Below are 26,979 nucleotides of genomic sequence, written 5' to 3' on the forward strand. Positions count from 1 at the left end.
GCGCCATGAAACAGTCAAGTCGTGTTATTCGGGGATCAGGGGAACAGTGCCAGCGGGTCAGCTTCCCGGCCTTCCGCCGTCCCCCCCGGCAGGACGCACTGGCGATCCGGCCAGACGAAGCGGAAGCCCCCCCTTCAAGGGTTGTCCAGGAGCCCCTGGCGGCAGATTCCGATTACCCTGACATCAACGCCCTGATTGATCAGGACAGCGCTTATATGCAGGCCAATAGCGCGCAGGGCTTTGCGGATGGATATCGTCAGGGCATGGCGCTGGCGCGTAAAGATGGCTATGAACAGGGCCACCAGCAAGGGCTAGAGGAAGGTCGAACAGAGGGGCTGGCGGAAGGCCGTCAGGAAGGCTTTGAACAGGGACTGAAGGAAGGCATCACCAGCGGTCGCGAACAAGCGTACAAAGAGGCGCTGGCGAGTAGTGAACAGGAAATTAATGCCCTGGTGGCGCAGCTGAACGGTCTCCTGACAAATGTTCGCAGCCTCTATGAGAATCGACGGGATGAAATGAGTGAATGGCTGTCCACACTGGTGGATACGATTGTCCGGCAGATCATCCGTAGTGAGCCAAAGAGTCGTCCGGAACAAATTTACCGGGTCATCCGCAATACCTTACAAAGTCTGCCAGGCAACGATGGCACCTTCCAGATTTATCTTAATCCCGTGGATTCCGAACGCCTGCTGCAGTTCAAACCGGAACTCCGTCAACAGTGGGAGATTTTTGCCGCCGCCGAGATTGAACCCGGTAACTGCCGGATTGAAAACGGTGAACTGGAAGCGGAAGCCAACATTGAACAACGCATCCAGGACTGTCTCGACATGGTTCGCCTTTACATGCCGGATGAAATCGAGGAGCGGTTATCATGACCCCATCCGGAGATGAGGGGCATGGCCTGACACTGGCAGACCGGATCCAGTCCCTGCCCGTTGCCCGCATCTATGGACGGTTGACCAAAATGACCGGCCTGGTTCTGGAAGCCTCCGGCTGCCAGCTGGCGGTGGGTGACCGTTGCCGGATTGAATCACGACGGGAGAAACGTTGCCTGGAAGCCGAAGTCGTGGGCTTCAACGATTCTGTCCATTTTCTGATGTCGCTGGGCAATGCCAGTGGCCTGCAACCCGGGGACCGGGTATTACCCCTCGGCCACGATATGGCGATTCCGGTCGGCAACCGTTTCCTCGGCCGCGTCATCAATGGCCTGGCAGAACCCCTGGATAGCCAGGGCAGCATTCGCCCTGACGACACCATTCCCCTGAGCAGTCCACCGATCAACCCGCTGCATCGTAAACCCATTACAGACCCACTGGATGTCGGCGTCAGGGCCATCAATGGCCTGCTGTGCGTGGGTAAAGGGCAACGACTTGGACTGATGGCCGGCAGCGGGGTCGGCAAGAGTGTCCTGCTGAGCATGATGACCCGCAATACCACGGCGGATATCACCGTCGTCGGCATGATCGGTGAACGGGGGCGTGAGGTGAAGGAATTCATCGAACATACCCTTGGCCCTGAGGGACTGGCACGTACCGTGGTCATCGCCGCTCCCGCCGACGAGTCTCCGGTTATGCGCCTTCGCGCCGCCTTACTGTGTCACCGGATGGCAGAATACTATCGCGACCAGGGACAGGATGTTCTGCTGCTGATGGACTCCCTGACCCGCTATGCCCAGGCCCAGCGGGAAATCGCCTTATCAGTCGGGGAACCGCCAGCTACAAGGGGATATACCCCTTCCGTTTTCAGCCAGATTCCCAAACTGGTGGAGCGGGCCGGAAACGGGATTGAAGGGAGCGGTTCCATCACCGCTTTTTATACAGTGCTGTCCGAAGGGGATGATTTGCAGGATCCTGTCGCTGATGCCGCCCGGTCAATTCTGGACGGACATATCGTCCTCAGCCGTGAGCTGGCGGACAGCGGTCACTATCCCGCCATTGATATTGAATCTTCCATCAGCAGGGCCATGCCGCAAATCGCCGACGAGACACAACAGAAAGCGGCTCAAGTCTTCCGCCACTATTACTCCCGCTATCACCAGTTCCGGGACATGATGGCCATCGGCGCCTACCAGCGTGGGGCCGATCCGGAGCTGGATCGCGCCATTCAGCTTTACCCGCTGATGCAGGGCTATCTCAGGCAGGGCATGTATGAACGGATTGATCATGCCAGCTGTATCCAGCAACTCTATTCACTGTGGCAGGGCGGCACTACGCCCGCGCCAACCCCTGGTAACGATACGGAGGTCGCATGAGCACATCAGTCCAGCTCCTGGAGAAATGTCTGGAAATTCAGCAGCAGCGCTACCGGGAAGCGATGAAAAAAGCCCTTCAGTCAGAGCAGAGCCTGAATCAGCAGCGTGACCAGCTGAACTACCTGCAGCAGGCCATAAATGACTACCGGACTGGCACCGATACCCAGGTGACGCCCATGTCCGTGATCAACCTGATCCGCTTTCGAAACCTGCTCCAGCAGGTGGCGGACTTACAGCACCAGCGGGTAGACCGAGGCCAGGAGGAATACAACCAGCTAAGCCTGCAGGCCGCAGGCGAGCATCGAAAGCTCAAGGCAATGGAAAAATTACTGGAAAAAATACAGCAGAAAAGCCGCATGAAGCTTATCAAGAGTGAACAGAAAATGCTGGATGATCATGCTATCCGGCAATACATTGATCAGCGTCAGGATGCCTGATCAGGCCCGGTCGATATTCCTCGGACGGCTGGCGCGCTCCAGCTGACCACCCTGATTGTAGCCAGGCTGAGCCACTGAATTTCCCCAAAACAATTCCACCAGCCTGGCCGTGGCTGAACGTAGTCGTCCCTGTAAGCGGCCATTCATCAGGTTCATCTCACGGCAGCGTACCATCTGCTTTCTGATGGTTGTCCAAAGCTCACGTGCGTCATCCTGAACCTCTGCAGGCAATCCGGTAATCCACTGATTCATTCCCGCCATATCGGTGGTCAACCCTTGGGATGTCAGGAGCTGGTTTCTCTGTGATGCATCTGTTTCCAGCTCTTCAATCAACCCCGACAGCCGACTGCTTTCCTGCTCCAGGGAGGCCATGTCACGAGCCAGCAGGTACTGGTATTGCTGCTCCAGTAATTGCTCCATCCGGGTCAGAAGGCGATTGGTTTGACGCAGGGCTGTGAGCGTTGAGTCGGAAGCGGTAGTGGTCATGAGTCGATATCCTGAAGGAAACTCTCAAATTGCTGGATTTTTTTGGCCAGTAACTCCCTGTCGATGGGCATTTTTCCGGACTGGATGGCTTCCCGCAGAGACTCTACTTTTGCCATATCAATCACCGGCAGTTGCTCTACCTCATCTTCCAGAATGCCCAACAAACGAGCCTGGTCACTCAATTCCAATCGATCTGTGCCGGTAATGGCCGAAGGGGCTGGCACCTGCCGGGTAGCCGTCATCCCCGATAGCCGAGCGCCAGAACTCGGCTTATTCACTCCACTGATTCTGGACATGGCAGACTCTTTTTTCCGATCGTTCTGAATCAAACAATCGGTAATTTTCTGTAAATCTTGAATCTGCGAAGGTCAAAACCGGCAAAATTACGTGACTTTTCTGACAGCCCTACAGGAGCCCTCAGCGCTATTTAGCGCATGTAATCAAACAGAGACATACTCTGAATTTTGACAAATGTCTGCTGGGCTGCGGTCAGGGCCGTCTGCTGCAGATTGAGCCGGGATATGGCCTCGGCATAATCCAGGTCTTCCAGGCCGGAACGCAGTGTCTTGTTCATCAGGATGACATCCTCGTGGCTGTTACCTACCGAAGACATGGTATTGAGGCGCCCACCGATACGGGTCTGTACCTGTCCCACCTTTTCAATGGTGTTATCAATCGTCTTGAGCATGTCACCCAGTGAGTCCCCCGGAACAAACGTCCTGCCGTCAGAGATCTCCGAGGCAAAGGCAGACAGGGCGGTAAAGGTATCCACGGCCGTGAGCGTAAAGCGATCACCCACAGCGGTTGCACCCTCTATGTTGGCAGAAATCAAGCCGGTAATAGACAGTTCGTCACCAGTCACCGTTGTCGGCAACAAGACCGCAGGGCCTCCATCCTTGGGAGTCGCTGTTGTGGTCCAGGTGCCGGCTACATTTTCCACGGAAATACTGGCGTAAAGGCTGAAGGTATCAAGATCAAGCACCGTGACACCTTCCAGTGCGGCGGTTCCCACGGCTGTCACGGCCTGCACACCACTGTTAAAAAACAGGGCTGAGGCTGGGTCATTCGCCGCCACTTCGGTACTGCCGCTGATCGCTACCTGGCGCTGGCCTTCTGAACCCACATAGTCGTAAACACCCGGTGTCGCGGTTTCCACCACGGGCAGGGTCTGTGATGTCGTCCCCGAAAAAAAGTACTGTCCGTCTGAACGACGATAATTGACCAGGCTGAGCAACTCATCCATCTGCTCCCCAATAACCCCCGAAATCGACTCAAGCCCCTGGGGTCCCACCGCCACATTCCCCGTCAACACGATGGTTTCCCGGATTCCCTGAAGCACATTGACCATGTTGGTCAGGAGCGTCTCTTCCTGGCGCAACTCGTTTTCCAGCGCAGCGATGTTATCGGTATATTGCTCAAGGAAGGCTACTTCCTTGTTCAGATGCAAAATCTGTACAGCGGCCAACGCATCGTCGGATGGCTGCTGAAGCCGCTTGCCTGATGTAATGGCATCATAGGTGTTGGCCAGTTCGCTCCCCTGCTGCTGCATGGAAGCAACCATCATGTTATTAAACTGCACCGTGCTCACACGCATGGCAATACCTCCTTGTTACAGCAATCCGATCAGGGTGTCGAAGACCCGTTGTGCGGAAGCCACAACCTGAGCACTGGCCGCATAGGCCTGCTCTGCCCGAATCAGGGTCATGGCCTCTTCATCCAGGTTCACACCGCTGTAATTGTTGCGCTCTTCCTGCGCCTTCATCAGCATGGAATTCGTGGTTTCCTTGGCGGTCTCGGTCTGGAAAGTCATGACGGCAATACGTCCTACCAGTTGTGTATAGCCCTCAGAAAGGCTGTATTCGCCGCCTATCACGGCGCTGGCCTGTAACTCCGCCAGCGTTCTGGCAACGGTATTGTCGCCGGGTGCTGAAGCGATACCAGCCAGCGCCAGCTGGGTCGGGTTGTCATTCACGACCGCGATGTCATCCCCGCCCTGACGGGTAGGTTGCAACAGGTAGATTTCACCGGCGTTCAGCGTCCCACCATTGATGGTGAGCTGAAGTCCGTCAAAGTCAGCAAGCAGGGCACCTGGCGGTGCTGTCGCCGGTACCGTGCCGGAGCCAACCTGTTGACCATCAGACTTACGGGTCACGCGATACTCCGTGGTACCGCCGTTATCCAAAATCCGCAGCTCATAATCACTCGCCGTCAGCTGCTGGGCATCCTGAACGGACAGCAGCATAAAGGCATCACTGATGGGCTGGCTCGTTGCCACCCGAATGCGTTCAGCTGCAGGTATACCACTCAGCGGGAATTCCACGGTGTAAACATCGCCGTTCTGGATATTGGCCGGATCAGTGAACAACTGCACTTCCAAACCATCAAACGCAGGATTCGTCGCAGCGAGTGAAGCGACTGTACCGCTGGCCACACTGACACTGTCAATGCTGCGCACAATGTCGTAGTTCCCCCCCGATATCGTCATCACATATTCGCCACCTGGCACAATACTGGTCTGGCTGGTGACATTTACACTAAATTCTGCCGCCCCCGTATTGCCATCCGCCGGCACCACTCGATCCGGTGCCGGCTGCCAGTTGATATCGGCCATCATCTGGCTGGAAGGCCAGCCCTGCCGGTCCCCCAGATCAAAGCCTGTCGAAAGAATACTGTTGACCTGGTCAGAGAACACCATGGCAACCCGGCCGATCTCATTCAGCGCAGTACTGAGAACACCTGTCTGAAACTCCTGCAGGCCACCAACGGTGCCACTCACGTTGCCCGTCAATGGCACCACAGTGAACGAGTTATTGAGTCCCAGACCAGTGACATTGGGATCCAGCGGATCATCGATGACCTCCAAACTGTTATGCTGCGCTTCAAGCACCAGCGGATGACCAGAATTCAAATACACTCCCACCATCCCATTACCTTGCTCAAGCACGGTAATGCCAACCAGTCCGGACAGTTCTTCCAGCGCATGTTCACGCAAGTCCAGCAGGTCATTGGGTTGACTGACGCCGTTCTGGGCTTCCCGGATACGGTCGTTGTAACCGGCAATGCTGACAACCAGGCTGTTAACCTGTTCAACCGCCGCTTCCATCTGGTTATCCAGCAGCCTGGCCTGCCCTTCCAGCTGTTCATAGACCGCATGGAACTGCTGCGACAAAGAAGTGGCTTCACTGATGATATTTTGACGCGCAACCGAGGAAAGCGGATCGACAGTTGCCGCATTGACCGCCGAAAAAAACTGCTCCAACCCGGTGGTTAATACCGAGCTTTCATTACCCAGGTAACTGTCCAGAGAAGACATGTAACCTGCGGCAGTAGACTTATGGTTGTAAAGGGTGAGGTTTTCACGAATCTGTGCGGTCAGGAATTCACTCTGGATGCGGCGCACTTCACCGGCCTTAACACCATGTCCCGTGAAAGCGCCGGGGGCATTATAGAGTTGCACATCCTGGCGATTGAACCCCGGCGTATTGACATTGGTGACGTTATGGCTGCTGGTCTCCAGCATTCTCTGGGAGGCCAGTATCCCGCTTTTACCAATTTCCAGCAAACTGCTCATCGGTATACTCCTTTACCACACCCGGGTCATATGGTCTGATCCAGCAAGGTGCCTTTGGGTTTATCGGCATTAGGGTCCTGCTCATAACCAAACTGGCGCATCATGATCTCCGCCAGACCAAATGCACCGGTATTGCTCATTTCGGTCGCTATCCGGCTGTCCATCATTGAGTAATACAGCGACATCTCCGAGCCCCCCATCAGGTCATCCCCACCCAGGGTTTCATTGGCCGCACGTGCACTCTTGAGCATCATATTGATGAACAGCGATTCAAACGCCTTCGCCGCCTGCTCGAGGCCTTTGGGTTTATTCTGATGTGTCAAGAAATCGGCACCCGACACCATTCCTGAGTAATCAATGTTCATCCCTGGCATCATATGACGATCAGCTCCGCTCTGAGTGCGCCGGCCTGCTTAAGGGCCTGCAAAATGGACATAAGGTCCGTCGGGGAAGCGCCCACACTGTTAATGGCAGAAATAATATCCTGCAATGAAGCGGCTTCCGGCAACATAAACACCGCACCGCGCTGCTGCTCAACGGTCACTTCGCTTTCAGCGGTAGCCACCGTCAGCCCAAGCGATTCCGCCACCGGCTGGCGGACCTTCGTATCTTCGTTGATCGTGACAATCAGGCTGCCATGGCTGACGGCTGCCGGTAGCACCTTGACGTTTTGCCCGATCACCACGGTTCCGGTACGCGAATTAAAAATGACACGCGCAGGCGGGACGGCAGCCTCAATATCAAGGTTTTCGAGTACCGACATAAACGTCACCCGCTGACTGCTGTCGGGTGGTGCCGCAATCACAATGGAGGCACTGTCCCGGGCACGGGCCACATCGGGGCCAAACTTGTTATTCACCGCCTGCACAATACGACGGGCCGTGCTGAAGGCCGGATCACGCAGGTTCAGCACAATTTCCCGGTTAGACGAAAAGCTGCTCGGTACACTGCGCTCAACAATCGCACCGTTTGGGATACGGCCGACAGTCAGCGTATTGATAGTGACACTGGAACCACTGGCTCCACTGGCACCAGCACCACCAACAACCAGATCCCCCTGGGCCACAGCATAGATCTCTCCATCAATGCCTTTCAGTGGTGTCATCAATAACGTGCCACCACTGAGGCTTTTGGCATCCCCTAAAGAGGAAACGCTGATATCAATACGTTGACCTGGTCGTACAAAAGGCGTCAGCGTCGCATGGACGGAAACAGCAGCAACATTTTTCGACTTAAGGTCTGTTCCTGCCTGGGTCACACCAAATTCCCGCAACAGGTTTTTCAATGACTGGTCGGTAAACTCTGTTGATTTATCGCCGGAGCCATTCAGACCAACAATCAGGCCATAACCAATCAGCGGGTTGTTTCGCACTCCCTGGATATCTACCAGATCCAGCAGGCGTTCTGCACGAGCTGGTGCTGCCATTAAAAACAGCAGCACACTCATGAAAAACGCAATCTGTCGTTTGCAGGCATCCTTGCCCATAGCGACTCCTTCGCTTAAAACGGGAAAAACGGACTGTTAACCAGTTTCAGTAGCCAGCCCGGTTCATGAACATTTTCCTGATATCCAACACCGGAATACGTAATTTTGGCTTCTGCCAACCGCCTGGAGGAAACTTCATTATTGGTATCAATATCCTCAGGCCTGACCAAGCCACTCAAACGGACAAACTCAGCTTCATTATTGAGCTTGAGCCATTTTTCACCTTTGACCCGCAGCGCTCCATTGCGCATCACTTCGGTCACCTGAACCGTGACATAACCGCTTTGAATGCTATACCCCCGAGACAGTGCCGTATTGCCTGTAAAGTTCCGGTTAGGTGCAACATTGAATGCCAATGAGTTTGCACCACCGAGAATATCAGCACCAGTCTTACCAAAAACGATGGGGTCAGATATAGCAATCGTGCCACGTTTATCCAGTGTCGTATTGGAATCTTTAGTAATTCGGGTTCCGTCTTCCAGTTTTACGGTAAGGATATCGCCGGTTCGATACGCCCTCCGATCCGAAAAAAGCTGCATGGAGTAGGCTTTCCGAAAAAGGCTGCCATGATGTTCCGCTGCGTTAATAACGGTCGGCTTGACAGACATCTGAACAACCGCCTCCTCTGCAACCGGTATATCACGCAGTATTTCCTGCTGGGGAGCAGTCGAACACCCTGCCGCCGTTAACAGCAAACCTATAAACGTCAGAATTAGAATATTAAATGTCATGATTATCCCAACGCCTGATTCGCAAATTGCATCATCTGATCCGCCGCAGAGATCACCTTGGAATTCATCTCATAGGCACGTTGTACCGAGATCATGTTGACCAGTTCTTCCACCGCACTGACATTGGACATCTCCAGTGTGAACTGCTTGATCTTCCCGACACCATTAGCACCCGCAAGGTTTTCCACTGGCGCCCCACTGGCTGCCGTCTCAACGAACAGGTTGCCGCCTTTAGCCTGCAGTCCCGCCGGGTTTACAAACGTAATGAGAGGGATTTGGCCAAGGTCCACTGGCTCGACAACACCAGGTAACGCAGCAATCACACTGCCGTCTTCACTGACGGTAATGGAAACTGCATCGCTGGGAATTTGAATACCGGGTTCTATCGGCAAACCATTGGCCGTCACAATCGTGCCCTCAGCATTCCTGTGGAACTGGCCGTTACGGGTGTAGGCCGGGGTGCCGTCCGGCATGGCGACCTGAAAAAAACCATCACCGACAACGGCCATATCCAGCGCCTGTTCTGTCGTTTGATAGTTACCCGTTGTGAAAATTTTCTGGGTACCCGTCACCCGGACACCCGTTCCTACCTGCATCCCGGAAGGCAGGATATTCTGCTGATCCGCCAGTGCACCCGGCTGCTTTTCGATATGGTAGAAAAGGTCTTCAAAGCTGACCCGGTCACGCTTGAAGCCCACGGTATTGACGTTGGCAAGATTATTGGAAATCGTCGCCATATGGCGATCCTGCGCCGCCAGGCCAGTCTTACTGATCCATAAAGCCGGGTTCATCGTCCCTGTACCCCTCTGTACTTCCTGTTATTCTGTGCGTATCAACTTGTCGCCACTGGCGGCCAGTGTCTCCGCGGTTTTCATCACCTTGAACTGAAACTCAAACTGTCGCGCCAGGTTCATGAACTGAACCATTTCTTCAACAGCATTCACATTACTGGCTTCCAGGTGTCCGGGCTTGACCTGCACCCCTGCGTCCTGATCGGCTTCCTCACCATCAATGCGCCGAAACAGGCCATCCGGCCCCTTGATGATCTCCCGGGGATCCGGGTTCACCAACTTAATCTGCCCCACAGCAACCGGCTGTACGGTAATGCCGCCTACCGGCACAATATTGATGGTGCCATCCCCACCTATTTCGATATGGCGGTATTGCGGTATTTCAATCGCCCCCCCAAGACTGGCGACAGGACGACCAGTGCCCGTTACCAATTGCCCCTCGTCATCGAGCCGCAAATGTCCCGCACGGGTATACGCTTCCTCGCCATTATCGTCGATCACCGAGATCCAGCCTTCACCAGAGATCGCTATATCCAGGTTACGACCAGTATGGATAGCGGGCCCTACCCCCATGGCACTGCTGGTACCCGTTGCCTTGGTCATGGCCCGGCTTGGATGGCCATCTCCCTGCAGCGGTACGGCCATGGAATGCACAAAATCCTTGCGGAACCCGCGAGTATTCAGGTTAGCCAGGTTATTGGCGTGCACCTGCTGTGCCCGCATAACACGGTTCACACCGGATACTGCGATAAAAAGGGACTTATCCATATCCTCCTAATCCTCCCTCCCCCAGCGCTATCATCAGATGATATTCATCAGTGTCTGGGTCAGGCTGTTGGATGTCTCAATGGTTTTGGCATTGGCCTGGTAATTTCGCTGCGCTTCAATAAGTCGTACCAACTCTATCGATAGATCAACATTGGAGAGTTCGAGTGCTCCAGCTTCAAGGGATCCCAGCGTACCGGTACCTGCCAAGCCATAAGCTGGATCGCCTGATTCATAACCAGCCCGCCACAGGCTGTCCCCAACCGGTTGCAGTCCTTGCTCATTGGTAAAGCCTGCCAGGATGATCTGTCCCTGATTCAACGTCTGACCATTGGAGTAAAGAGCCTGAAGCTGACCGGTCTCACTGACCTGAATGCCGGATAACTTACCCGGTGGAAAGCCGTTCTGAATGGCACCATTCACCGATGAAGCGATCCCCAGCTGGGTCATATCGGTCAGGTCAATGCTGAGGTTAAGGGCATCGGCACCATTGCCCAGTGTGGCCGCAGGAATCGTCTGCGTGTATGTGCCACTACCCGTGGCCACCTGACCGCTAGTGTCAAAGTTCAGGGGATCAGCTGTACCGACATCCACTCCATCCAACTGGTAATGAATACTCCACTGGTTGGCAATGGTCTGGTCTTTGGCAAAATAAAGGCCCAGCGTGTGCGGGTTACCCAAACTGTCATACACGTTGAAAGCCATTGTGGTGTTATAGCTGTTCGGATCAGACGAATTGAACGTCGCCACACTAGGAATAGCGCTACGGGAATCCAGGTTGATCAAGCCAATCAGTTCCGATGTCGCCTGGGCTGACATATCCGATGAATCAACTTGAAGATCGGTAATACTCCCTGACAGGATGTTACCTGCAGCATCGGAGGCAAACCCCTGCAAACGATGCCCCAGGTTATTCACCACATAGTTTTCCCGATCCAGGTCAAAATAACCGGCCCGGCTATAAAGGTATGAACCATTATCATTGACAACAAAAAAGCCGTTGCCCGTGATCGCCATATCAAGCACACCGTTGGTATAACTGAAGTTACCCTGTTGGAAACTCTGGGTAACGGACGCCACTTTGACCCCTGCGCCCGCGACAACCCTGGCATTACTGCCATCCAATGTTGAGGCATACACATCAGCGAATTCTGCCCGTGATGACTTGAACCCCACGGTATTGGAGTTGGCAATGTTATTACTGACCACTTCCAGATCCCGCTTTGCGGCCTTCATACCGCTCAAACCAATGCCGAATGACATGGCGTACCTCCTCTGTACTGACGTTACCGATAATTACTGCAACTGCAGTGTGACTAATCCGTTACTGTCCGATCCGGCTGACCTGTGAAACCGGCATGGCGCCAATGCCAGCCAGATTCAATTCAATTTCCTTGCCGCCCCCAGGAATCACGACACTGTCCACCTTAGTGCTCAGCGCTACCGGCACGGTTTCATTGTCTACGCCGTAGGTGGCGACCGCGGAGATGGAATAAATCCCTTTCGCCAAATCATCCGTAGTAAACGGCACTGTGCCGGAATACTGGGGTCCAAAATCCATGCTGGAGACGACCTGGCCGTTGGCGTCCTGAACAAACACCTGAAGCCTGTCAGTATTCACCGGTACCTGCACTTCACCGCTCATGGTACCGGTGTTGTCCAGTTCCATGATGTTCATGGGCACCGTCACCGTCTTGCCCACGAGATCAGTCGCCTGCATGGCCTGAGAATACTGCAGGGAACTAACCAGCCCGGTGATCTGGCTGTTGAGACTGTTCAGGTTCTCAACACTGGTGATCTGGGCCAGTTGCCCCACAAACTCACTGCTGCTTTGGGGGTTCAGCGGATCCTGGTTGTTGATCTCTGCCAGCAGCATCTCCAGGAACTCTTCCTGGCCCATCTGATTCGTACCAGTGACAGCGCCAGCACCGGTTGCGCCTGAGGTGGACGAGCTGCCTGACAGCCCGGGAATATTCAATGCCATGACAACCTCCTTATTGTCCCAGCGTCAGCAGACGTTGCTGCATTTTCTTGGCAGTCGCCATCAATTCGATACTGCTCTGGTAACTGCGCGAGGCAGACATCATGTCAGCCATTTCGCCAATCACATTGACCTTCGGAAAATAAACATAACCTTCCGCATCAGCTCCTGGATGATCGGGCATATAACGACGGTCTTCATCCGTGGCCTCGACTTCCAGAATTTCATTAACGGCGACCATCATCACCTGATGGTCTGGGCTATCCATGGACCGCCCCTGATCAACCAGCACCTGGGAAAAAACAGGTTTACGCACCTTGTACGCTTCTTCGGGTGTTGCCCCGGCGCTTTCAACGTTGGCCATGTTACTGGCTATGGTGTTTAACCGTATGGTCTGCGCTGTGGCAGCCGATCCGGCTATGGTGAATACATCACTCAGCGACATATCTGACCTCCCTGTCAGCGCCCGTTAATCGCCCTGTCAAGCCCTTTGAATTTCATATTGAGAAAGGTAAAGCTGGTCTGGAAATCCAGCGTATTACGGGCAAAAGCTGCCTGCTCAATCCCGAGTTCGACCGTATTGTCATCCGTTGTCTGCTGGTAGGGGATGCGATACATCATCCTGCCCTCTGCCGACTGAGAGGATAGCCCCATATGACGGGTATCCGGTGAAGACAGCGCAACCGCGTTTTCCAGCGTATGGTCAAAGGCAAAAACCACATCCCTGGCCTTGAACCCTGGCGTATCCACATTCGCCAGGTTACTTGCCAGAACCGTGCTGCGCTGGGCTCTGAATTGCAAAGCACTGGGATGAATACCAAGCCCTTTTTCAAAACTGATTCCCATGAAGACGTGTCCTGTCTTTTATTGTTATGGCATCAAGTATTTAATGGTTTGCCAGAAGCGTGCCAACTCGGCAACCAAGCGTAGAATTAACGTTGCCAACATTCACAACGCCCCACCAAGTCCGAGATAAGGCCTTCCCGTTCTTTCAGGAACGAACTTGCAGATACCACGCTGTCAGATATCTTGAAAAGATGGGCCGGATTTTCCGGAATGTATTTTCCGCCTGATCCGGTAAAGCGGAATCGCCTTTCCGGTCAGTGCCGGCACGAGGGACAGTGTATGAGAACATCGGTTAAGGCTTTGCCATTCATGACCGCCCTTATCCTGATGGCTCCCTTCGTACTCCACGCAGAAGAGGATGGCTCTGACACAGATGCGGCCTCGCAGATCGTTGATGCTGCAACAACCGCCCTCATGGAGAAAACAGCCGCCTACATTCGTGACCCCGTCACCAGTCTCCAGCAGGTCACCGTCACGCCGCCTAACGTGGAAACGCTGGGTACCTGCCTGCATACTCCTGACATTATTATTCCCGGCCAGAATCGCCTGCTGGTTGGCAATATCACGGTCAAAGCCGTATGTCGGGAACCCCGCTGGTCCATCCATGCCAAGGCCAATATCCGCATAGAACTGCCGGTGGTGAAAAGCGCCCGTACCATTGACCGCGACCAGACCATTCGGGCTGATGACCTGACCATTCAGCCAGTCAGTCTCAACCAGATACGCGGCCGCTATTTTGCCCAGAAACAGGAACTCACCGGGCAGATGGCCAGCCGGCGCATCACACCGGCACAGATCGTGAGGCCTGATATGGTAGAACCGCCCAGGGTCATCCGGAAAAATGATGATGTCGTAATAGAAGCCCGTATCAACGGTGTGACCGTTTCCATGAAGGGCATGGCCCTTGAAGGCGGTGCAATCGATGAAACCATTCAGGTGAGAAACAGCTCTTCCGGCAAGGTGATCAACGCAAGAGTCATCGCTTCAGGGAAAGTCAACACGGTCATTCCCTGATTATTCTTCTGCGGTTTCCTCAGTGACAGGGGGAGGCTGCAGTTCTGGAGGCAAACTGTTCGCATCAATCCCATCCTTGACCTGCTCCATCGCCTCTTCTGATATGGGTGATTCTTTTTCCTCGCCATCCTTGTCAATCGGCGAGAACAGCCTGCCCAGTTTTTTTTCCGTCTCAGGGTTCAGCAACAGCAGCTCAATTCGACGGTTGGCTCCAGACTCGGGGTTACCGGGGTGGATTGGCCTGTGATCCGACATGGCCGACACCATCATGAACCGCTCATCAGGAATACCGCCATAGGCCAGTGTTCGCTGAGCCACCTGCGCCCGGGCGCCAGACAGTTTCCAGTTACTGTGGAAATGGTTTTCGGAAAAAGACGCGGCATCCGTATGGCCACTCACCAGAATCTTGTTCTCCGTCTTGCCTAATACCTGCGCCATCATCAGCAGGAGGTCTTCATAGTACGGTGTCAGCCGACTGCTACCCCGACGAAACATATGCTTATCATCAAAATCGAGGATAACCAGCCGTAATCCTTCCGGCAGCACTTCCATATAGACAGGATCATCCTGCTGATACTGGGTTTTTTCACTGCCGAGCAGCATCCGGAGATCACCCATGATGTCATCAAAACTCAGTTTTTCTCCCTTGGGGGTTGGCTGGCTGTCACCAATCACATCGGGACCGGCTCTACCCTGCATACTGGGTCCCTTGCTGGAAATTTCCTTCACCGTGCTGGGAGAACCTGTGAGTTTGATCGGATGTGGGGACCCTGAATGCCGAAATGCACCGGGATCTTTGAAATAAGCAGTGATATTCTCAAGCTGTTCCTCGTCGGTCACACTAAGCAACCAGAGCACCATGAACAGGGCCATCATCGCCAGAGCCAGGTCTGCCATCGCCACCTTCCAGGAACCACCATGACCGCCACCACCACCATTGATGACCTTCTTGACGATGACAACCTTTCCCTTGGACGATGACACGGCAGCAGTTCCCTTTTAATCAGCCTTCGTTAACCACTTTTTCCATCTCAAAGAACGTGGGCTTGATATCATGGAACAATGTGCCTCGACCGGCATCCACTGCAAGTACCGGCGGCATACCATTGCGGTAACTGCTCAGGCAGACCTTGATACATTCAAGTGCCTTGATTTCATAGCTGACGGAATACCCAATTGCCTTTGAGATCGGGCCAACAAACCCATAACCGAACAGTACCCCCATGAAGGTTCCCACCAGTGCCGCCGCGATGTGGTTACCGATTTCCTGAGCCGGACCATCCAGTGAACCCATGGTGATAACGATCCCCAGTACCGCCGCCACAATGCCGAAACCCGGCAGGGCTTCAGCCACTTCGTGCAAGGCATGCCCGGGGTGCTCGGCTTCCTCGGCAAAGGTTTTGACCCCCTCATCCATCAGGGCATCAAAATCATGGGGCTCCAGGTTATCAGCGAGCGAAAGACGCACATAGTCACAGATAAAATGAACGAGGACATGCTTGCTCTGAATGGTCGGAAACTTGGCAAACAGGGCACTCTTTTCCGGATCTTCGATATGTTCTTCCAGAGCCTTTTTTCCACCCGGCTTACGGGCGGTTTTAAAGAGATCATGCATGAGGTGGAGCAGGTTCATGAACAGTTCAGCGTTATACCCTGAGCCGGTGAACACGTACTTGGAATGACGGCCGGTGTCCTTGACCACATGCATGGGGTTAGCAAGCACAAAAGCGCCGAATGCCGCCCCTCCGATGATCAGCACCTCAAACGGTTGAAACAGTGCCATCAATTTACCGTGGGACAGCACATAACCGACCCCGACCGACAAGATAACCGTCAAAATCCCTATAATCTTGGACATAATTTCAGGTACTCCGCCACGATTCCATATAACTTCGGAGCTTCAGCACTCCTTGACGATGCAACTGACAGACCCTGGATTCCGTGATGCCCAGAATCAGGGCTATCTCTTTCATATTCATTTCGTGTACGTAATAGAGGTTCAGCAATTGCTGTTCACGCTCCGGCATCTGCCCGATGGCATCCGCCAGTGCCTTGCCGCAGCTGGCTTTTAGGAAGTCCACATCGACAGGCGTATCCTCACGGCCAGGCTCACTGCTTTCCTCCAGGGACTCCAGACTCAGCAGACGGGCACCATGGGTGTTCATCAGCATGTGCTGATAGTCCTGTAATTCCATCTCGAGCTCTTCGGCAATATCCCTGTCTGTGGCAGGGCGCCCCAGTCTTGCTTCTACTGCGGCAATAGCCCGGGTGATCTTCTGGCTTTCCTCCCGGATCCTACGGGGTCGCCAGTCGCCCTCCCGAACCAGATCCACCATCGCACCCCGTATTCTTGGACGGGCAAAGTACTCAAACGCGACATTGGTGCTCTGGTCATATCGCCCTGCCGCCTCAAGAAGCCCAACCACGCCGGACTGGATCAAATCCTCCACCGGCGTACTGTGTCCCAAAGAGCCTGCCAGGTGATAAGCAATTTTCCTGACCAGCCCCATATGCTTGCGCACCAGCGCATTGACACCGGATTCCTGGATATTCCGGTATTTATTGACGGCCTCGGACTGATCCTCTGCTTTCATCGGCGGTTCACCGTCATCCCTGCTCACCGTGGCGTCCTTTCCCCCGTTACTGGATCACCAGGTTGGTTATGAGAATATCGTCAACGCCCGGGTCTTCGACGCCCTGTTCCTCGAACAGCTGGTTCAGACTGTTAAGCGCATGCTCTCCGATCTTGTCCGGTGCTTCGGGCTGAATCACATCGGTGTAGGGCAATCCGCTGAGCACCTCAATCAACCGGTGACGAATCATCGGGCTGTAATCCACCAGAATTTCGCGGGTTTTCTCGTCACGGATCTTGATCGACAGCTCAATCTGCATATACCGTGCGCGACGGTCGCCGGTCAGCGAGAGAACAAACGGGCTCAGGGGATAAAAAATCGGTTTGGGCGGGGGTTGTTTTTCTGCCACCGCAGGATCTCCTGACGCCGAGGCATTCTTCTGCATCATGAAAAACGCTGCCGCGCCACCGCCAATGCCCACCAGCATCAGCACAATCAGGATGATCAGTAACAGATTGGTCGACTTGCCAGAGGAGCCTTCCTGTTCCTTGCCGGCTTCTTCTTCACTCATGGATTGTCCCCTAACCCACTTATTTGCTTAGCGAAAATTCCGGCTCTCAGGCAAATACATCCAGGAGTCCGGCGGAGTACTGTTGCACGGTGACAGGCAATACCCCCTCATCACCGGAAACATCGGCGGAAAACAAGGGAACTGAAGCGGAAGACCCATACTCATGGGCAGGATGGCGGGGGTCTCGCCCCTGATCAGTGGAGACATCCACACTGACCAGGTTCAACTGCTGACTTTCCAGATGCTGACGCAGCCGGTCAGTCTGCTGAATGATCAACTCTCGCAGCCCGGGCTGACTGGCGGTGAACTGCACGGATACCTGATCGCCATCCACCGCCAATGCGATTTTCAGATGACCCAGTTCCGGGGGATCCATGCGAATCTGGGCCTGCTGCAAATCACGGTTGATCATCACCATGATGCGGTCACCCAGCTGCCCAGGGCCAGCAGGTTCCAGCTGGGCCTTGGCAGTAACGGGTTTCTCAACCACTGTCGGTGAAGCGGGTGCCTCAGCGGCAGACACGGCTCGCTCTGTGACCGAGCCCGCAGCGGTAACAGCTGTTTCTACAGGCCGCGCCTGTAGGGTTGTCTCTGCCAACGGTGCCGATGTTGCCCGCCCCACCCCCTGTTCAAGCTCTACCGTTCCTTCAGGTACCTGAACAGACGTCACCACCCGTGAAGGCTCCGGCATCAAGGGTAATGCCTCAGCATCTGCTGTTCCTTGAGGCCCAGTCGTAACCGGTTGTTCACCTTGCAAAAGAGGCTTCTGTAATTTCGTCGCGGTTATTGCATTGGAACCTGGCAGCATCACATCATCAGCCAAATCAGTACCCGCCAGAGAAGGTTCTTTCTGGGCCTGTGACTTGTTGGCCATCGTCTGTTGTTGGGAAAGAATTTCAGATATCAACGCCGGGAGACGTTCTGATACCTCAGCATGCTCTGCGACAGGCGTCTGAGCAGACTCTCCCGGGTTCGCTGTTGCAGCAACATCGGGTAATGCCTGTGCCAGCGGCGTCAGTCCACCCTCAGACTGCAGTAATGCCGGAAGCGTTGACAACTCACCTGGCGCAGCCTGCAGCTGTGTCAGAACTGGCGACGTCTCAGGCAAAACTGTTGCCGGTGTCGCTATATCTGTAGCCAGCTGGAGCTCACCGGATGCCAGACTGGCTTCAGTGGACATCATCCGGCTGAACAGGTCTGCAAACGTCAGCGTTTGTGTAGAGGATTCAGTGCCATTCACTGCCACCGGTGGCTGCTGCAGCGGCACCGGCATACTGATCGGCAGAAGGCTACTGTCCGTTACTGTCGAACCTTCCATAACGACTTAAAGCCCGATTTTCCCTAATTCATGGCCCGGGTATTCTGGTAAGACGAAATGGCCGCCTTTTTATCCCGGACATTACACAACTCTTCCCTGATCCGCGCTTTTCCTGCATCACTCTCAGAGAGAATCCTGCGGTATAACGCTTCCAGCGCCGTGAGCGCTCCCAGCACCGCCTCGGTTGGCTGCCCGCCAGACACGCCCTGTTCAGCAAGCGCCCTGGCCCGGGGTTCAATCGCCTTCAGCGCAATCCAGTCCGATGCCTGCCAGGCGGCCATCATTTCATCCCTGACGGCATCCAGCGCCTGTACCAGCTTGGTATCACTGAGCGGCTGCGGCATCACTGTCACCGGTTTTACCTTCGATGGAGTCCCAGGCCACCTTGATCTCCAGCATAAGACGCTGGACTTCCTCCAGCTTCTCCATGGAGCATTCCTGATTCGCGGCAATCAATTGCCGGATACAGTAGTTGTAAAGTGCACGGAGGTTAGCAGCCAGTTCGCCGCCCTTTTCTTCATCAATGGCCTCATCCAGCGCCAGCAGAATCTCAATGGCATGGGTAATGGATTTACCCTTTTCACTCATCTGCTTTCTTTCCAGAAAGCCCTTGGCCTTCTGCAGCGACATCATCAGGTTGGCAAACAACAGCTGAATCAAGCGATGGGGATCAGCAGTCAACGCCTGAGCCTGATTCTGTGCGGCGCGGTATGCATTGAGTCCTGCCGTATCGTTCGGCATGAAGGCCTCCTCCTTGTGGCAATCAATCTACTGCATTATTAATTGTTCTGGTTGTTATTGGTCGCATTGTTCAGGCTATTCAGCGCCTGTGTCAGATAACTGAGCGAGCTGTTGACCTGCCCCATGGTCTCTTCCATGGCCAGGAACTGGGCCTCCCAATAACTGCGAACCTGATCCATCTGGTCATCCAGGCTGAGGAAATCCGCATCAATATCACGAATATCATCCTCAAGACGATCCATCCGCTGCTTGATCAACCCTGTTGAACTGTCATATTTGTCGAGCGTTTCGGACAGGGTTGCCAGCAGGCCGTTGTCCCCGGCGAAAAAACTCTCCAGTTCATTGAAATTGTCGCCGACCGCTTCGACAAACTTGCTTTCGTTAATTTCAAGCGTGCCGTCTTTTGCCGTGATAATCCCCAGCTCAGCCAGGCTCAGCGTGCCCGAACCCGTGCTGTAAGACTCACCGATAGCGCTGCGCAATATGCCCGAGAGAATGCGAACCTGGGAGTCCCCCTGAAGCGCTGCCGCGCCAGCATCCTCCGAGTAACTGGTCACACTGTTTCGCGTGACAGCCAGATCGTTGTAAGCCGCCACAAAGCGTCGAATGGCATTGGATGCTGCCGACTCATTCTCAACAATACTGACGGTAACCGGTGATGCACTGACCGCTTTCAATTCCAGGGTCACACCATCAATCAGGTCTTCAATGGTGTTGTCACCATGGGTGACCTGGATGCTATCCGGGTTAGAGGGATCACCAATCGTCACCTCGGCATCAGCGGCCGTTTGAAGGTCACTTAAGCCAGTGGTGATGGTCTGGTCGCCGCCACCGATCGTGAGCCCGGAGATATCCAGCGTAATGGTATTGGCAGCCCCGGTATTATCACCGGTGATCAACAACCGCTGCTGGCTGCCGGTATTAATGAGGGAGGCACTGATACCAGGGTTATTCTCGGCACTGTTGATGGCATCACGAATTCCTTCCAGGGTATTGTTGCTGCCGTCCAGTGTCAGATCGAGATCCTCCCCGCCCACCGAGAGCCTGAGGGTGCCGGTGCCAAAGGTATCGGTGCTGTTGAATTCAGCGGTGGCCATCTGGTGGTTGGTTGCCAGAGCCGAGACAGTAAAGGAATAATTGCCGGTGGAAGCGGTTTCGGAGGGGGTTACGGCAAGCACATCGGTATCACTGACGGTCGCCTTGCGCTTGACCATGGCGGTGCCATCGGAAAGATCCGTGACAACCGTTTCAAACGCATTCAGTGCACCCTGCAACTGCCCAAGGGCGGATAACTCGAAGCTATCGACATTCCTTTGACGCTGCAGCTGGGTTTCTTTGGGCGCCCGTTGCGCCTGTACCAGCGTATCAATCAATGTCCGGGTATCAAGCCCCGAATTGATGCCATTAAGGGTAAACATGGCCTTCCCTGACCTCTGACTTCAATACCGCACTCATAAAAAAACTATAGGCAAGGGAATACGCCCCCTGCCTATAGATTTGTCGACCATACCGCGATTTACTGAAGCAGTGACAATACGCTCTGTGTCTGGGCGTTAGCCTGTGACAACATCGCTGTACCTGCCTGCTGCATCACCTGGTATTTCGCCAGGTTCGCCGTTTCCACCGCGAAGTCAGCATCCATGATCCGGCTTCTGGAAGCCGCAACGTTTTCACGGATGTTGCTCAGGTTGGAAATCGTGGTGCTCAGACGGTTCTGAACCGCACCGAGATCCGCACGCTGGTCATCCACGTCAGCGATGGCCGCATCGACAATAGCCACAGCCTGCTGGGCGCCGCTCGCGGTGGAGATATCCACCTTGGACATATTTTCCTGGCTGAACGTCTCAGAAGCAACACCGGTACTGGCTGTTGTATGGGCCGCAAAAACACCGCCTTTAGCATCACCTGTAACAACAATGTTATTGCCTTCGGTGATAACTGTCAGACCCGTCGCATTCGTCGTACCAGCTAATGCTGTTCTGATCTTGTCTGCCAGCGTGTCGATTGTGTCTGTGGCAACTGCATAAGCAACAGAGACTTCCTCATTGGCAAAGGTTGTGCCTGCACCATCAGCGTCGTAACCGAATGCCACTGTTTCAGTGTCGGCAATACCCGTAATATCAAATACGGCCATGCCACGTACGCCCAGATCAGTGGCGCCAGAAGCCGTCATGGTGATATCCAGTGTTTCACCGGCATTTGCACCAATCTGGAATTGCTGGGTACCGTAAGTACCATCCAGCAGAACCTGTCCACCGAACGTGGTCGTTTCTGAAATCCGGGTCATTTCAGCCTGAAGCGCTGTGACCTCTTTCTGCAGAGCCGCACGGTCAGCGGAGGAGTTGGAACCGTTGGCTGACTGGAGAGACAGCTCCCGGATCCGCTGAAGGATGTTGGTGGTTTCCTGCAGTGCACCTTCCGCCGTTTGCGCCAGGGAGATCCCGTTGTTGGCGTTGGCAATGGCGACTGTCAGCCCCTTGGCCTGTGAATTCAAACGGTTGGAGATCTGCAGACCGGCTGCGTCGTCCGCCGCACTGTTGATCTTCAAACCGGAGGACAGGCGCTGCATCGCCGTCTTCAGGCCATCCGATGTCGCCATCAGGTTGCGCTGGGCGTTCATCGAATACACGTTGGTATTTACTGTAAAGCTCATGTGTCTATGTCTCCATCTAATGGACTTACTTCCGATGGACTGCTCCCACAAGAAAGCAGCTTTGTCCCCCAGACCGGTTTTCACGGCCCGTCACTTACCTACTCGGAAATAAATCCAGAAACTTAAATGGCGCACAGGTATTTTTTTATTTTTAAAATCAGTCAGTTAAAACGTCAGACAAATGACTTTTTCAGCTATTTTCCCCGTAAACATTTGTTCACTGTCATTTAATGGTGGTCTTTTCTACATTGAATAAATGGGAATGCGATAAAAAGGCGGCGTGAAGTCAGCAATCGAAATAAACACCTTTTCCCGCCTATATAAAGGAAGCAACAAGAGATCAGGAAGGTCTTCACATGACACCGGAAATGGTTGTTGACCTGTTCAGGGACGCGCTTTACCAGATCGTGATTTTCGTTTCGGTCATTATTCTGCCCAGTCTATTGGTCGGTCTGCTGGTGAGTATCTTTCAGGCCGCAACGCAGATTAATGAACAAACCCTGAGCTTTTTACCGCGTCTGCTGGTGACACTGGTTACCGTCGCTCTCGCCGGCCACTGGCTGCTGCGGGAGTTCATGGAACTCTTCCGTCGGTTTTATGACATTATCCCGGAGATGATTTTCTGAGATGGAACTGACCACGGCACAGATCACCGCCTGGGTCGGCCAGTTCCTCTGGCCGCTGTTCCGTATTGGCGCCCTGCTTATGGTCATGCCGCTGATTGGCTCAGTGATGGTGCCGATGCGTATTCGATTAGTACTGGCGTTTTCCATCACATTTCTGATTGCCCCATTGCTACCAACCATGCCCATGGTAGAGCCCCTGTCGGGCGACAGCCTTCGTATTCTGCTGCAACAACTATTAATCGGTTTCATGGGCGGAATGTTGCTGCACATCTATTACGCGATTTTCGCCATGACCGGCCAGATGGTGTCACTGCAGATGGGCCTGGGTATGGCCATGATGTACGACCCCATCAATGGGGTCAGCATCCCGATTATCGGCCAGGTCTTCCAGATACTCACCAGCCTGATGTTCCTGGCCATGAACGGCCACCTGGTGGTGATTAATGTGCTGGTACACAGCTTCGAAGCCCTGCCGGTTGCCCCGATCGGCGCTGACATGCTGGATCTCAATACCCTGACCCGCCAGATGAGCTGGGCCACAGGCGCTGCCCTGATCATTGCCCTGCCGGCCATAACCGCCATGCTGCTGGTCAATATTGCCTTTGGTGTCATGAACCGGGCCGCGCCTCAGCTCAATGTTTTTTCCCTTGGTTTTCCCATGAGCATGATGGCTGGCGTGCTGGTGCTCATGATCACGGTGTCTGGTATCGCCGGTCTCTACCTTGAGCTCACCGGTGAGGCGCTCGAAGCGCTCGACATTCTTCTGCGAGGTGGCTGATGGCAGAGAATGAAGACAGTGGCCAGGAACGTACCGAAGAGCCCTCGGAGAAACGCCTTAAAGACGCCCGCGACAAAGGCGAAGCCCCCCGCTCACGAGAACTGGTCACGGTCGGATTATTCCTGGGCAGCTGTGTCGCCCTGCTGGTGTTCAGTGACCTGATCAGCCAGCGTTTTCTGGCCGTCTTTGCGGAAAATTTTTCCGTTGACCGTGCCAGTCTTCTGGATACCGGTGCCATGTCGTCTCGTCTGAAAGACAGCTTCATCACAATATTCGGCACCCTGTTACCCGTTTTTGGTCTGATGATACTGGCCATCATTGCCAGCTCACTTGGCCTGGGAGGTTGGTTATTCTCCGCCAAGCCCTTACAGCCACAATTATCGAGACTGAGCATCCTCAAGGGATTAAAACGGATGTTTTCGCGTCGCTCTCTCGTTGAACTGATTAAATCCATTCTGAAAGTGGTGCTGGTGACCGGCGCCCTTTATCTGATCATCAGCAATGTCATGAAAGATGTTCTGACGTTAAGCATGAAGCCCGTCGCCATGGCGATCCGTGAAAGTCTCAGTATTGTGACCTGGAGCCTGCTGGGGTTTGCCGCAGCACTGGCGATCATTGCCATCATTGACGTCCCCTTCCAGGTCAGCGAATACCGCCGCAAACTGAAAATGACCCGCCAGGAACTGAAGGATGAAAGCAAGGAAACGGAAGGGCGACCGGAAGTCAAAAGTCGTATACGTGACCTGCAACAGGAAGTGGCCACTCGCCGGATGATGCAGGAGATCCCAACAGCCGATGTCATCATCACCAACCCGACCCATTTTGCCGTCGCGTTGAAATACGACAAGAAACGTTCCGATGCTCCCTTCGTCGTGGCCAAGGGGGTTGATGAAATCGCCCAAACGATTATTGAGGCAGCCCAGCTTCACAAACGCCCGATTGTCCGCACCCCGGCCCTGACCCGTGTGATTTATTTCACGACCAAAATCAACCAGGAAGTGGCCTCGGACCTTTACCAGGCTGTCGCCCAGATTCTTGCGTACGTCTATCGCCTGCGGGAATTCAAGGCTGGCCGTGGACAGGAGCCGACACCATTACCGGACAACTTTGACTTACCTGAGCATTTACAGCAATACGCCAGCCGGGGAATGTCCGGTGGAGAAAACGACTAAAGGACTGATGCGTTACCATGGACAAGGGATTAGGTAATCTTCTGACACCACAGCAGCTGCTAAAGCTGGGAAAAGCGCAAATCGCCATCCCGTTAGCCGTGCTGGTGCTGATGGCAATGGTCACACTACCAGTGCCGCCTATCCTGCTGGATATGCTGTTCACCTTTAACATTGCCTTGTCGTTACTGGTATTGCTGGTCAGCATCTACGCTTTAAGGCCACTGGATTTTGCGGTATTTCCAACCATCCTGCTGGTTGCCACACTGATGCGACTGGCGCTCAATGTAGCTTCCACAAGGGTCGTTTTGCTGAAGGGGCACCAGGGTGGCGATGCTGCCGGAAAAGTAATCCAGTCATTTGGTGAAGTCGTTGTCGGTAACAATTACGTGGTCGGTATGGTGGTGTTTGCCATTCTGGTCATTATCAACTTTGTGGTTGTCACAAAAGGCGCTGGGCGTATCTCTGAAGTCTCCGCCCGTTTCACGTTGGATGCGTTACCCGGTAAACAGATGGCAATTGATGCTGATCTTAACGCCGGCCTCATTGATCAGAAGCAGGCGCTGGAGCGCCGCAGTCTGGTGACCCGTGAAGCCGACTTCTACGGCTCCATGGATGGTGCCAGCAAGTTCGTTCGTGGTGACGCCATGGCGGGTTTGCTGATTCTGGCCATCAACATTATTGGTGGCCTGCTGATCGGTACCCTGAAACACGACCTCAGCTTCAGTGATGCATTCACCATCTTTGCCCTGCTGACCATTGGTGATGGTCTGGTAGCGCAAATTCCTTCCCTGTTACTCTCAACAGCTGCCGCAATTATTGTGACCCGTGTTTCTGAATCTGCCGATGTCGGTGAGCAGATCAGTGAGCAGCTTTTTTCATCACCTCGAGCACTGTCTGTCACTGCGATCATCCTGATAACCATTGGTCTGGTGCCCGGCATGCCTCACCTTGCCTTTGTTGGACTGGGACTGGCGGTCGGCGGTATCGCTTACTGGTTATACCAACAACATCTGTCGGATGATGGGGAGGATAAAAAACCGGAGATTGAACCGGCCGAGCAACCTGACGCCAGTGACCAGCCGCTGTCCTGGGATGACGTCCCGGCAGTAGACCCACTCGGCCTTGAAGTTGGCTATCGACTGATTCCCATGGTCGATAAACAACAGGGTGGACAAATGCTCAACCAGATCAAAGGGATTCGAAAAACGCTTTCCGCCAAGCTCGGTTTCCTGATACCCAGCGTGCACATCCGCGACAACCTGTCTCTCAAGGCCAATACATACAACATTACCCTGATGGGCGTCAGTGTGGCGGAAGGTGAAGTGGAACCCGACAAGTATCTGGCCATCAACCCGGGTCAGGTATACGGCGACCTGGAAGGAAAGGCCGTCACAGATCCCGCTTATGGTCTTGATGCCATCTGGATTACCAGTGAAATGCAGGACCAGGGTGTCAGTCTTGGATACACCGTCGTTGATGCCTCTACAGTGGTTGCCACACACATCAGCAAGGTCGTGGAAGAACATGCCTATGAATTGCTCGGGCATGATGAAACGGAACAGTTGATTGAAAAGCTGACACAGCTTTCCCCGAAACTTGCTGAAGAACTCACACCCAAGAAACTATCGGTCAGCCAGCTACAACGTGTACTCAAAGAGTTGTTGATGGACAAGGTTCAGATATCTGATTTACGCACCATCGCCAACACATTGGTTGAAAATACAGATCAAACAACAGATGCACTACTACTGGCAGGCAAAGTGCGGGAAGCCTTGAAACGCAGCATTGTTCAAAACCTGCTTGGAACAGGCACAGAACTTCCTGTGGTTACTCTGGATGAAAAACTGGAACAACTCTTATTGAATGCCTATCAACAGGCACAGCAATCAGGGCAATACGCGCCGGATGCCATTCCACTTGAACCCAACTTAAACACCCAGTTACAAAGCAATCTCCCGGAAATAACACGACAGTTACAGTCTGAAGGGCGTCAACCTATCATGATTGTTTCACCGGTTTTGCGCCCCATGCTGGCCAAGTATGCCCGTGTCTGTACCAATGGTTTAAACGTGTTGTCGTTTAATGAAATACCTGACAACAGAGAAATCCTCATTGTCGGGAAGGTAGGCTAATATTGTCAGATACGGGTGATCGATTTATAGTCAGTTTATTCAGGTAGTCAGACTGC

The 26,979-nt window shown here is 53.9% G+C and carries 30 protein-coding genes; 8 read left to right on the forward strand and 22 right to left on the reverse strand.

What is annotated here, in order from left to right:
- Positions 1-5: 5 nt before the first annotated feature.
- Genes ABD892_RS09785 through ABD892_RS09795 form a run of 3 tightly spaced genes read left to right on the forward strand, consistent with a single transcriptional unit; the run spans position 6 to position 2,688 of the window.
- Positions 6-875, forward strand: a complete 870-nt coding sequence (locus ABD892_RS09785; protein ID WP_345195419.1) for a FliH/SctL family protein — start codon at positions 6-8, stop codon at positions 873-875.
- Positions 872-2,251 (forward strand): flagellar protein export ATPase FliI, encoded by a 1,380-nt coding sequence (fliI, locus tag ABD892_RS09790; RefSeq protein WP_345195420.1) that lies wholly within the window; start codon positions 872-874, stop codon positions 2,249-2,251. The genes ABD892_RS09785 and fliI overlap by 4 nt, the downstream gene beginning before the upstream one ends.
- Positions 2,248-2,688, forward strand: coding sequence for a flagellar export protein FliJ (locus ABD892_RS09795; protein ID WP_345195421.1), 441 nt, complete (start codon positions 2,248-2,250; stop codon positions 2,686-2,688). The genes fliI and ABD892_RS09795 overlap by 4 nt, the downstream gene beginning before the upstream one ends.
- Here the strand turns inward: ABD892_RS09795 and ABD892_RS09800 are convergent, their stop codons facing one another.
- The 13 genes from ABD892_RS09800 to flgB all read right to left on the reverse strand — a co-directional run bounded on the left by ABD892_RS09800 (position 2,689) and on the right by flgB (position 13,345).
- A complete protein-coding gene (locus ABD892_RS09800; RefSeq protein ID WP_345195422.1) occupies positions 2,689-3,174 on the reverse strand; it encodes a flagella synthesis protein FlgN in 486 nt (161 codons plus the stop codon).
- The gene (flgM, locus tag ABD892_RS09805) at positions 3,171-3,470 is read right to left on the reverse strand and encodes a flagellar biosynthesis anti-sigma factor FlgM (protein WP_345195424.1); all 300 of its coding nucleotides are present in this window, start codon (positions 3,468-3,470) and stop codon (positions 3,171-3,173) included. Before flgM ends, ABD892_RS09800 begins: the two co-directional genes overlap by 4 nt.
- A 131-nt stretch (positions 3,471-3,601) precedes the next feature.
- Positions 3,602-4,768 (reverse strand): flagellar hook-associated protein FlgL, encoded by a 1,167-nt coding sequence (flgL, locus tag ABD892_RS09810; protein ID WP_345195425.1) that lies wholly within the window; start codon positions 4,766-4,768, stop codon positions 3,602-3,604.
- Between the two features lie 15 nt (positions 4,769-4,783).
- Entirely contained in the window at positions 4,784-6,745 is a 1,962-nt protein-coding gene (gene flgK / locus ABD892_RS09815; protein ID WP_345195426.1) for a flagellar hook-associated protein FlgK, read from the reverse strand.
- A 26-nt stretch (positions 6,746-6,771) separates the two neighbouring features.
- Positions 6,772-7,068 (reverse strand): rod-binding protein, encoded by a 297-nt coding sequence (locus tag ABD892_RS09820; protein WP_345195427.1) that lies wholly within the window; start codon positions 7,066-7,068, stop codon positions 6,772-6,774.
- Positions 7,069-7,118: 50 nt separating this feature from the next.
- A complete protein-coding gene (locus ABD892_RS09825) occupies positions 7,119-8,231 on the reverse strand; it encodes a flagellar basal body P-ring protein FlgI (RefSeq protein ID WP_345195428.1) in 1,113 nt (370 codons plus the stop codon).
- A gap of 14 nt (positions 8,232-8,245) precedes the next feature.
- Positions 8,246-8,962, reverse strand: a complete 717-nt coding sequence (locus tag ABD892_RS09830; protein ID WP_345195429.1) for a flagellar basal body L-ring protein FlgH — start codon at positions 8,960-8,962, stop codon at positions 8,246-8,248.
- Positions 8,963-8,964: 2 nt separating this feature from the next.
- Complete coding sequence (gene flgG, locus ABD892_RS09835) at positions 8,965-9,753, reverse strand: flagellar basal-body rod protein FlgG (RefSeq protein ID WP_345195430.1); 789 nt, start codon at positions 9,751-9,753, stop codon at positions 8,965-8,967.
- A 27-nt stretch (positions 9,754-9,780) separates the two neighbouring features.
- Positions 9,781-10,521 (reverse strand): flagellar basal body rod protein FlgF, encoded by a 741-nt coding sequence (locus ABD892_RS09840; RefSeq protein WP_345195431.1) that lies wholly within the window; start codon positions 10,519-10,521, stop codon positions 9,781-9,783.
- A 33-nt stretch (positions 10,522-10,554) separates the two neighbouring features.
- The gene (gene flgE / locus ABD892_RS09845) at positions 10,555-11,781 is read right to left on the reverse strand and encodes a flagellar hook protein FlgE (protein ID WP_345195432.1); all 1,227 of its coding nucleotides are present in this window, start codon (positions 11,779-11,781) and stop codon (positions 10,555-10,557) included.
- Between the two features lie 61 nt (positions 11,782-11,842).
- Complete coding sequence (locus ABD892_RS09850; protein ID WP_345195434.1) at positions 11,843-12,502, reverse strand: flagellar hook assembly protein FlgD; 660 nt, start codon at positions 12,500-12,502, stop codon at positions 11,843-11,845.
- Positions 12,503-12,512: 10 nt separating this feature from the next.
- Positions 12,513-12,944 carry a flagellar basal body rod protein FlgC gene (gene flgC / locus ABD892_RS09855; protein ID WP_345195435.1) on the reverse strand — a complete coding sequence of 144 codons (432 nt, stop codon included), beginning with the start codon at positions 12,942-12,944 and terminating at the stop codon, positions 12,513-12,515.
- 14 nt (positions 12,945-12,958) lie between these two features.
- On the reverse strand, positions 12,959-13,345 hold the full coding sequence (gene flgB / locus ABD892_RS09860) for a flagellar basal body rod protein FlgB (RefSeq protein WP_345195436.1): 387 nt from the start codon (positions 13,343-13,345) through the stop codon (positions 12,959-12,961).
- A 279-nt stretch (positions 13,346-13,624) separates the two neighbouring features.
- Between flgB and flgA the strand changes: the two genes are divergently transcribed.
- Positions 13,625-14,359: a flagellar basal body P-ring formation chaperone FlgA gene (flgA, locus tag ABD892_RS09865; protein WP_345195438.1), complete on the forward strand. Its 735-nt coding sequence runs from the start codon at positions 13,625-13,627 to the stop codon at positions 14,357-14,359.
- Here the strand turns inward: flgA and ABD892_RS09870 are convergent, their stop codons facing one another.
- The 9 genes from ABD892_RS09870 to ABD892_RS09910 all read right to left on the reverse strand — a co-directional run bounded on the left by ABD892_RS09870 (position 14,360) and on the right by ABD892_RS09910 (position 22,215).
- On the reverse strand, positions 14,360-15,343 hold the full coding sequence (locus tag ABD892_RS09870; protein WP_345195439.1) for a flagellar motor protein MotB: 984 nt from the start codon (positions 15,341-15,343) through the stop codon (positions 14,360-14,362).
- Between the two features lie 19 nt (positions 15,344-15,362).
- Positions 15,363-16,217, reverse strand: a complete 855-nt coding sequence (motA, locus tag ABD892_RS09875; protein WP_345195441.1) for a flagellar motor stator protein MotA — start codon at positions 16,215-16,217, stop codon at positions 15,363-15,365.
- A gap of 4 nt (positions 16,218-16,221) precedes the next feature.
- Positions 16,222-16,980 (reverse strand): RNA polymerase sigma factor FliA, encoded by a 759-nt coding sequence (fliA, locus tag ABD892_RS09880; protein ID WP_345195442.1) that lies wholly within the window; start codon positions 16,978-16,980, stop codon positions 16,222-16,224.
- Positions 16,981-16,999: 19 nt separating this feature from the next.
- Positions 17,000-17,503 (reverse strand): flagellar basal body-associated FliL family protein, encoded by a 504-nt coding sequence (locus ABD892_RS09885; protein WP_345195443.1) that lies wholly within the window; start codon positions 17,501-17,503, stop codon positions 17,000-17,002.
- A 46-nt stretch (positions 17,504-17,549) separates the two neighbouring features.
- Complete coding sequence (locus ABD892_RS09890) at positions 17,550-18,821, reverse strand: flagellar hook-length control protein FliK (RefSeq protein ID WP_345195444.1); 1,272 nt, start codon at positions 18,819-18,821, stop codon at positions 17,550-17,552.
- 23 nt (positions 18,822-18,844) lie between these two features.
- Entirely contained in the window at positions 18,845-19,165 is a 321-nt protein-coding gene (locus tag ABD892_RS09895; protein WP_345195445.1) for a hypothetical protein, read from the reverse strand.
- A complete protein-coding gene (fliS, locus tag ABD892_RS09900; protein ID WP_345195447.1) occupies positions 19,146-19,562 on the reverse strand; it encodes a flagellar export chaperone FliS in 417 nt (138 codons plus the stop codon). The genes ABD892_RS09895 and fliS overlap by 20 nt, the downstream gene beginning before the upstream one ends.
- Before the next feature lie 38 nt (positions 19,563-19,600).
- Entirely contained in the window at positions 19,601-20,980 is a 1,380-nt protein-coding gene (gene fliD, locus ABD892_RS09905; protein ID WP_345195448.1) for a flagellar filament capping protein FliD, read from the reverse strand.
- A 98-nt stretch (positions 20,981-21,078) separates the two neighbouring features.
- Entirely contained in the window at positions 21,079-22,215 is a 1,137-nt protein-coding gene (locus ABD892_RS09910) for a flagellin (RefSeq protein WP_345195449.1), read from the reverse strand.
- A gap of 356 nt (positions 22,216-22,571) precedes the next feature.
- Here ABD892_RS09910 and fliQ point away from each other — a divergent pair, with 356 nt between their 5' ends.
- From fliQ to flhA, 4 genes are read left to right on the forward strand one after another with little or no spacing between them, the layout of a single operon-like run.
- On the forward strand, positions 22,572-22,841 hold the full coding sequence (fliQ, locus tag ABD892_RS09915; RefSeq protein ID WP_345195451.1) for a flagellar biosynthesis protein FliQ: 270 nt from the start codon (positions 22,572-22,574) through the stop codon (positions 22,839-22,841).
- A 1-nt stretch (position 22,842) separates the two neighbouring features.
- Entirely contained in the window at positions 22,843-23,619 is a 777-nt protein-coding gene (fliR, locus tag ABD892_RS09920; protein WP_345195452.1) for a flagellar biosynthetic protein FliR, read from the forward strand.
- On the forward strand, positions 23,619-24,791 hold the full coding sequence (gene flhB, locus ABD892_RS09925; RefSeq protein ID WP_345195453.1) for a flagellar biosynthesis protein FlhB: 1,173 nt from the start codon (positions 23,619-23,621) through the stop codon (positions 24,789-24,791). Before fliR ends, flhB begins: the two co-directional genes overlap by 1 nt.
- 17 nt (positions 24,792-24,808) lie before the next feature.
- Positions 24,809-26,923: a flagellar biosynthesis protein FlhA gene (flhA, locus tag ABD892_RS09930; RefSeq protein ID WP_345195455.1), complete on the forward strand. Its 2,115-nt coding sequence runs from the start codon at positions 24,809-24,811 to the stop codon at positions 26,921-26,923.
- The last annotated feature ends 56 nt before the right edge of the window (positions 26,924-26,979 follow it).

Origin of the sequence: Kistimonas scapharcae (assembly GCF_039540975.1) — a bacterium.
GTDB classification, from domain to species: domain Bacteria; phylum Pseudomonadota; class Gammaproteobacteria; order Pseudomonadales; family Endozoicomonadaceae; genus Kistimonas; species Kistimonas scapharcae.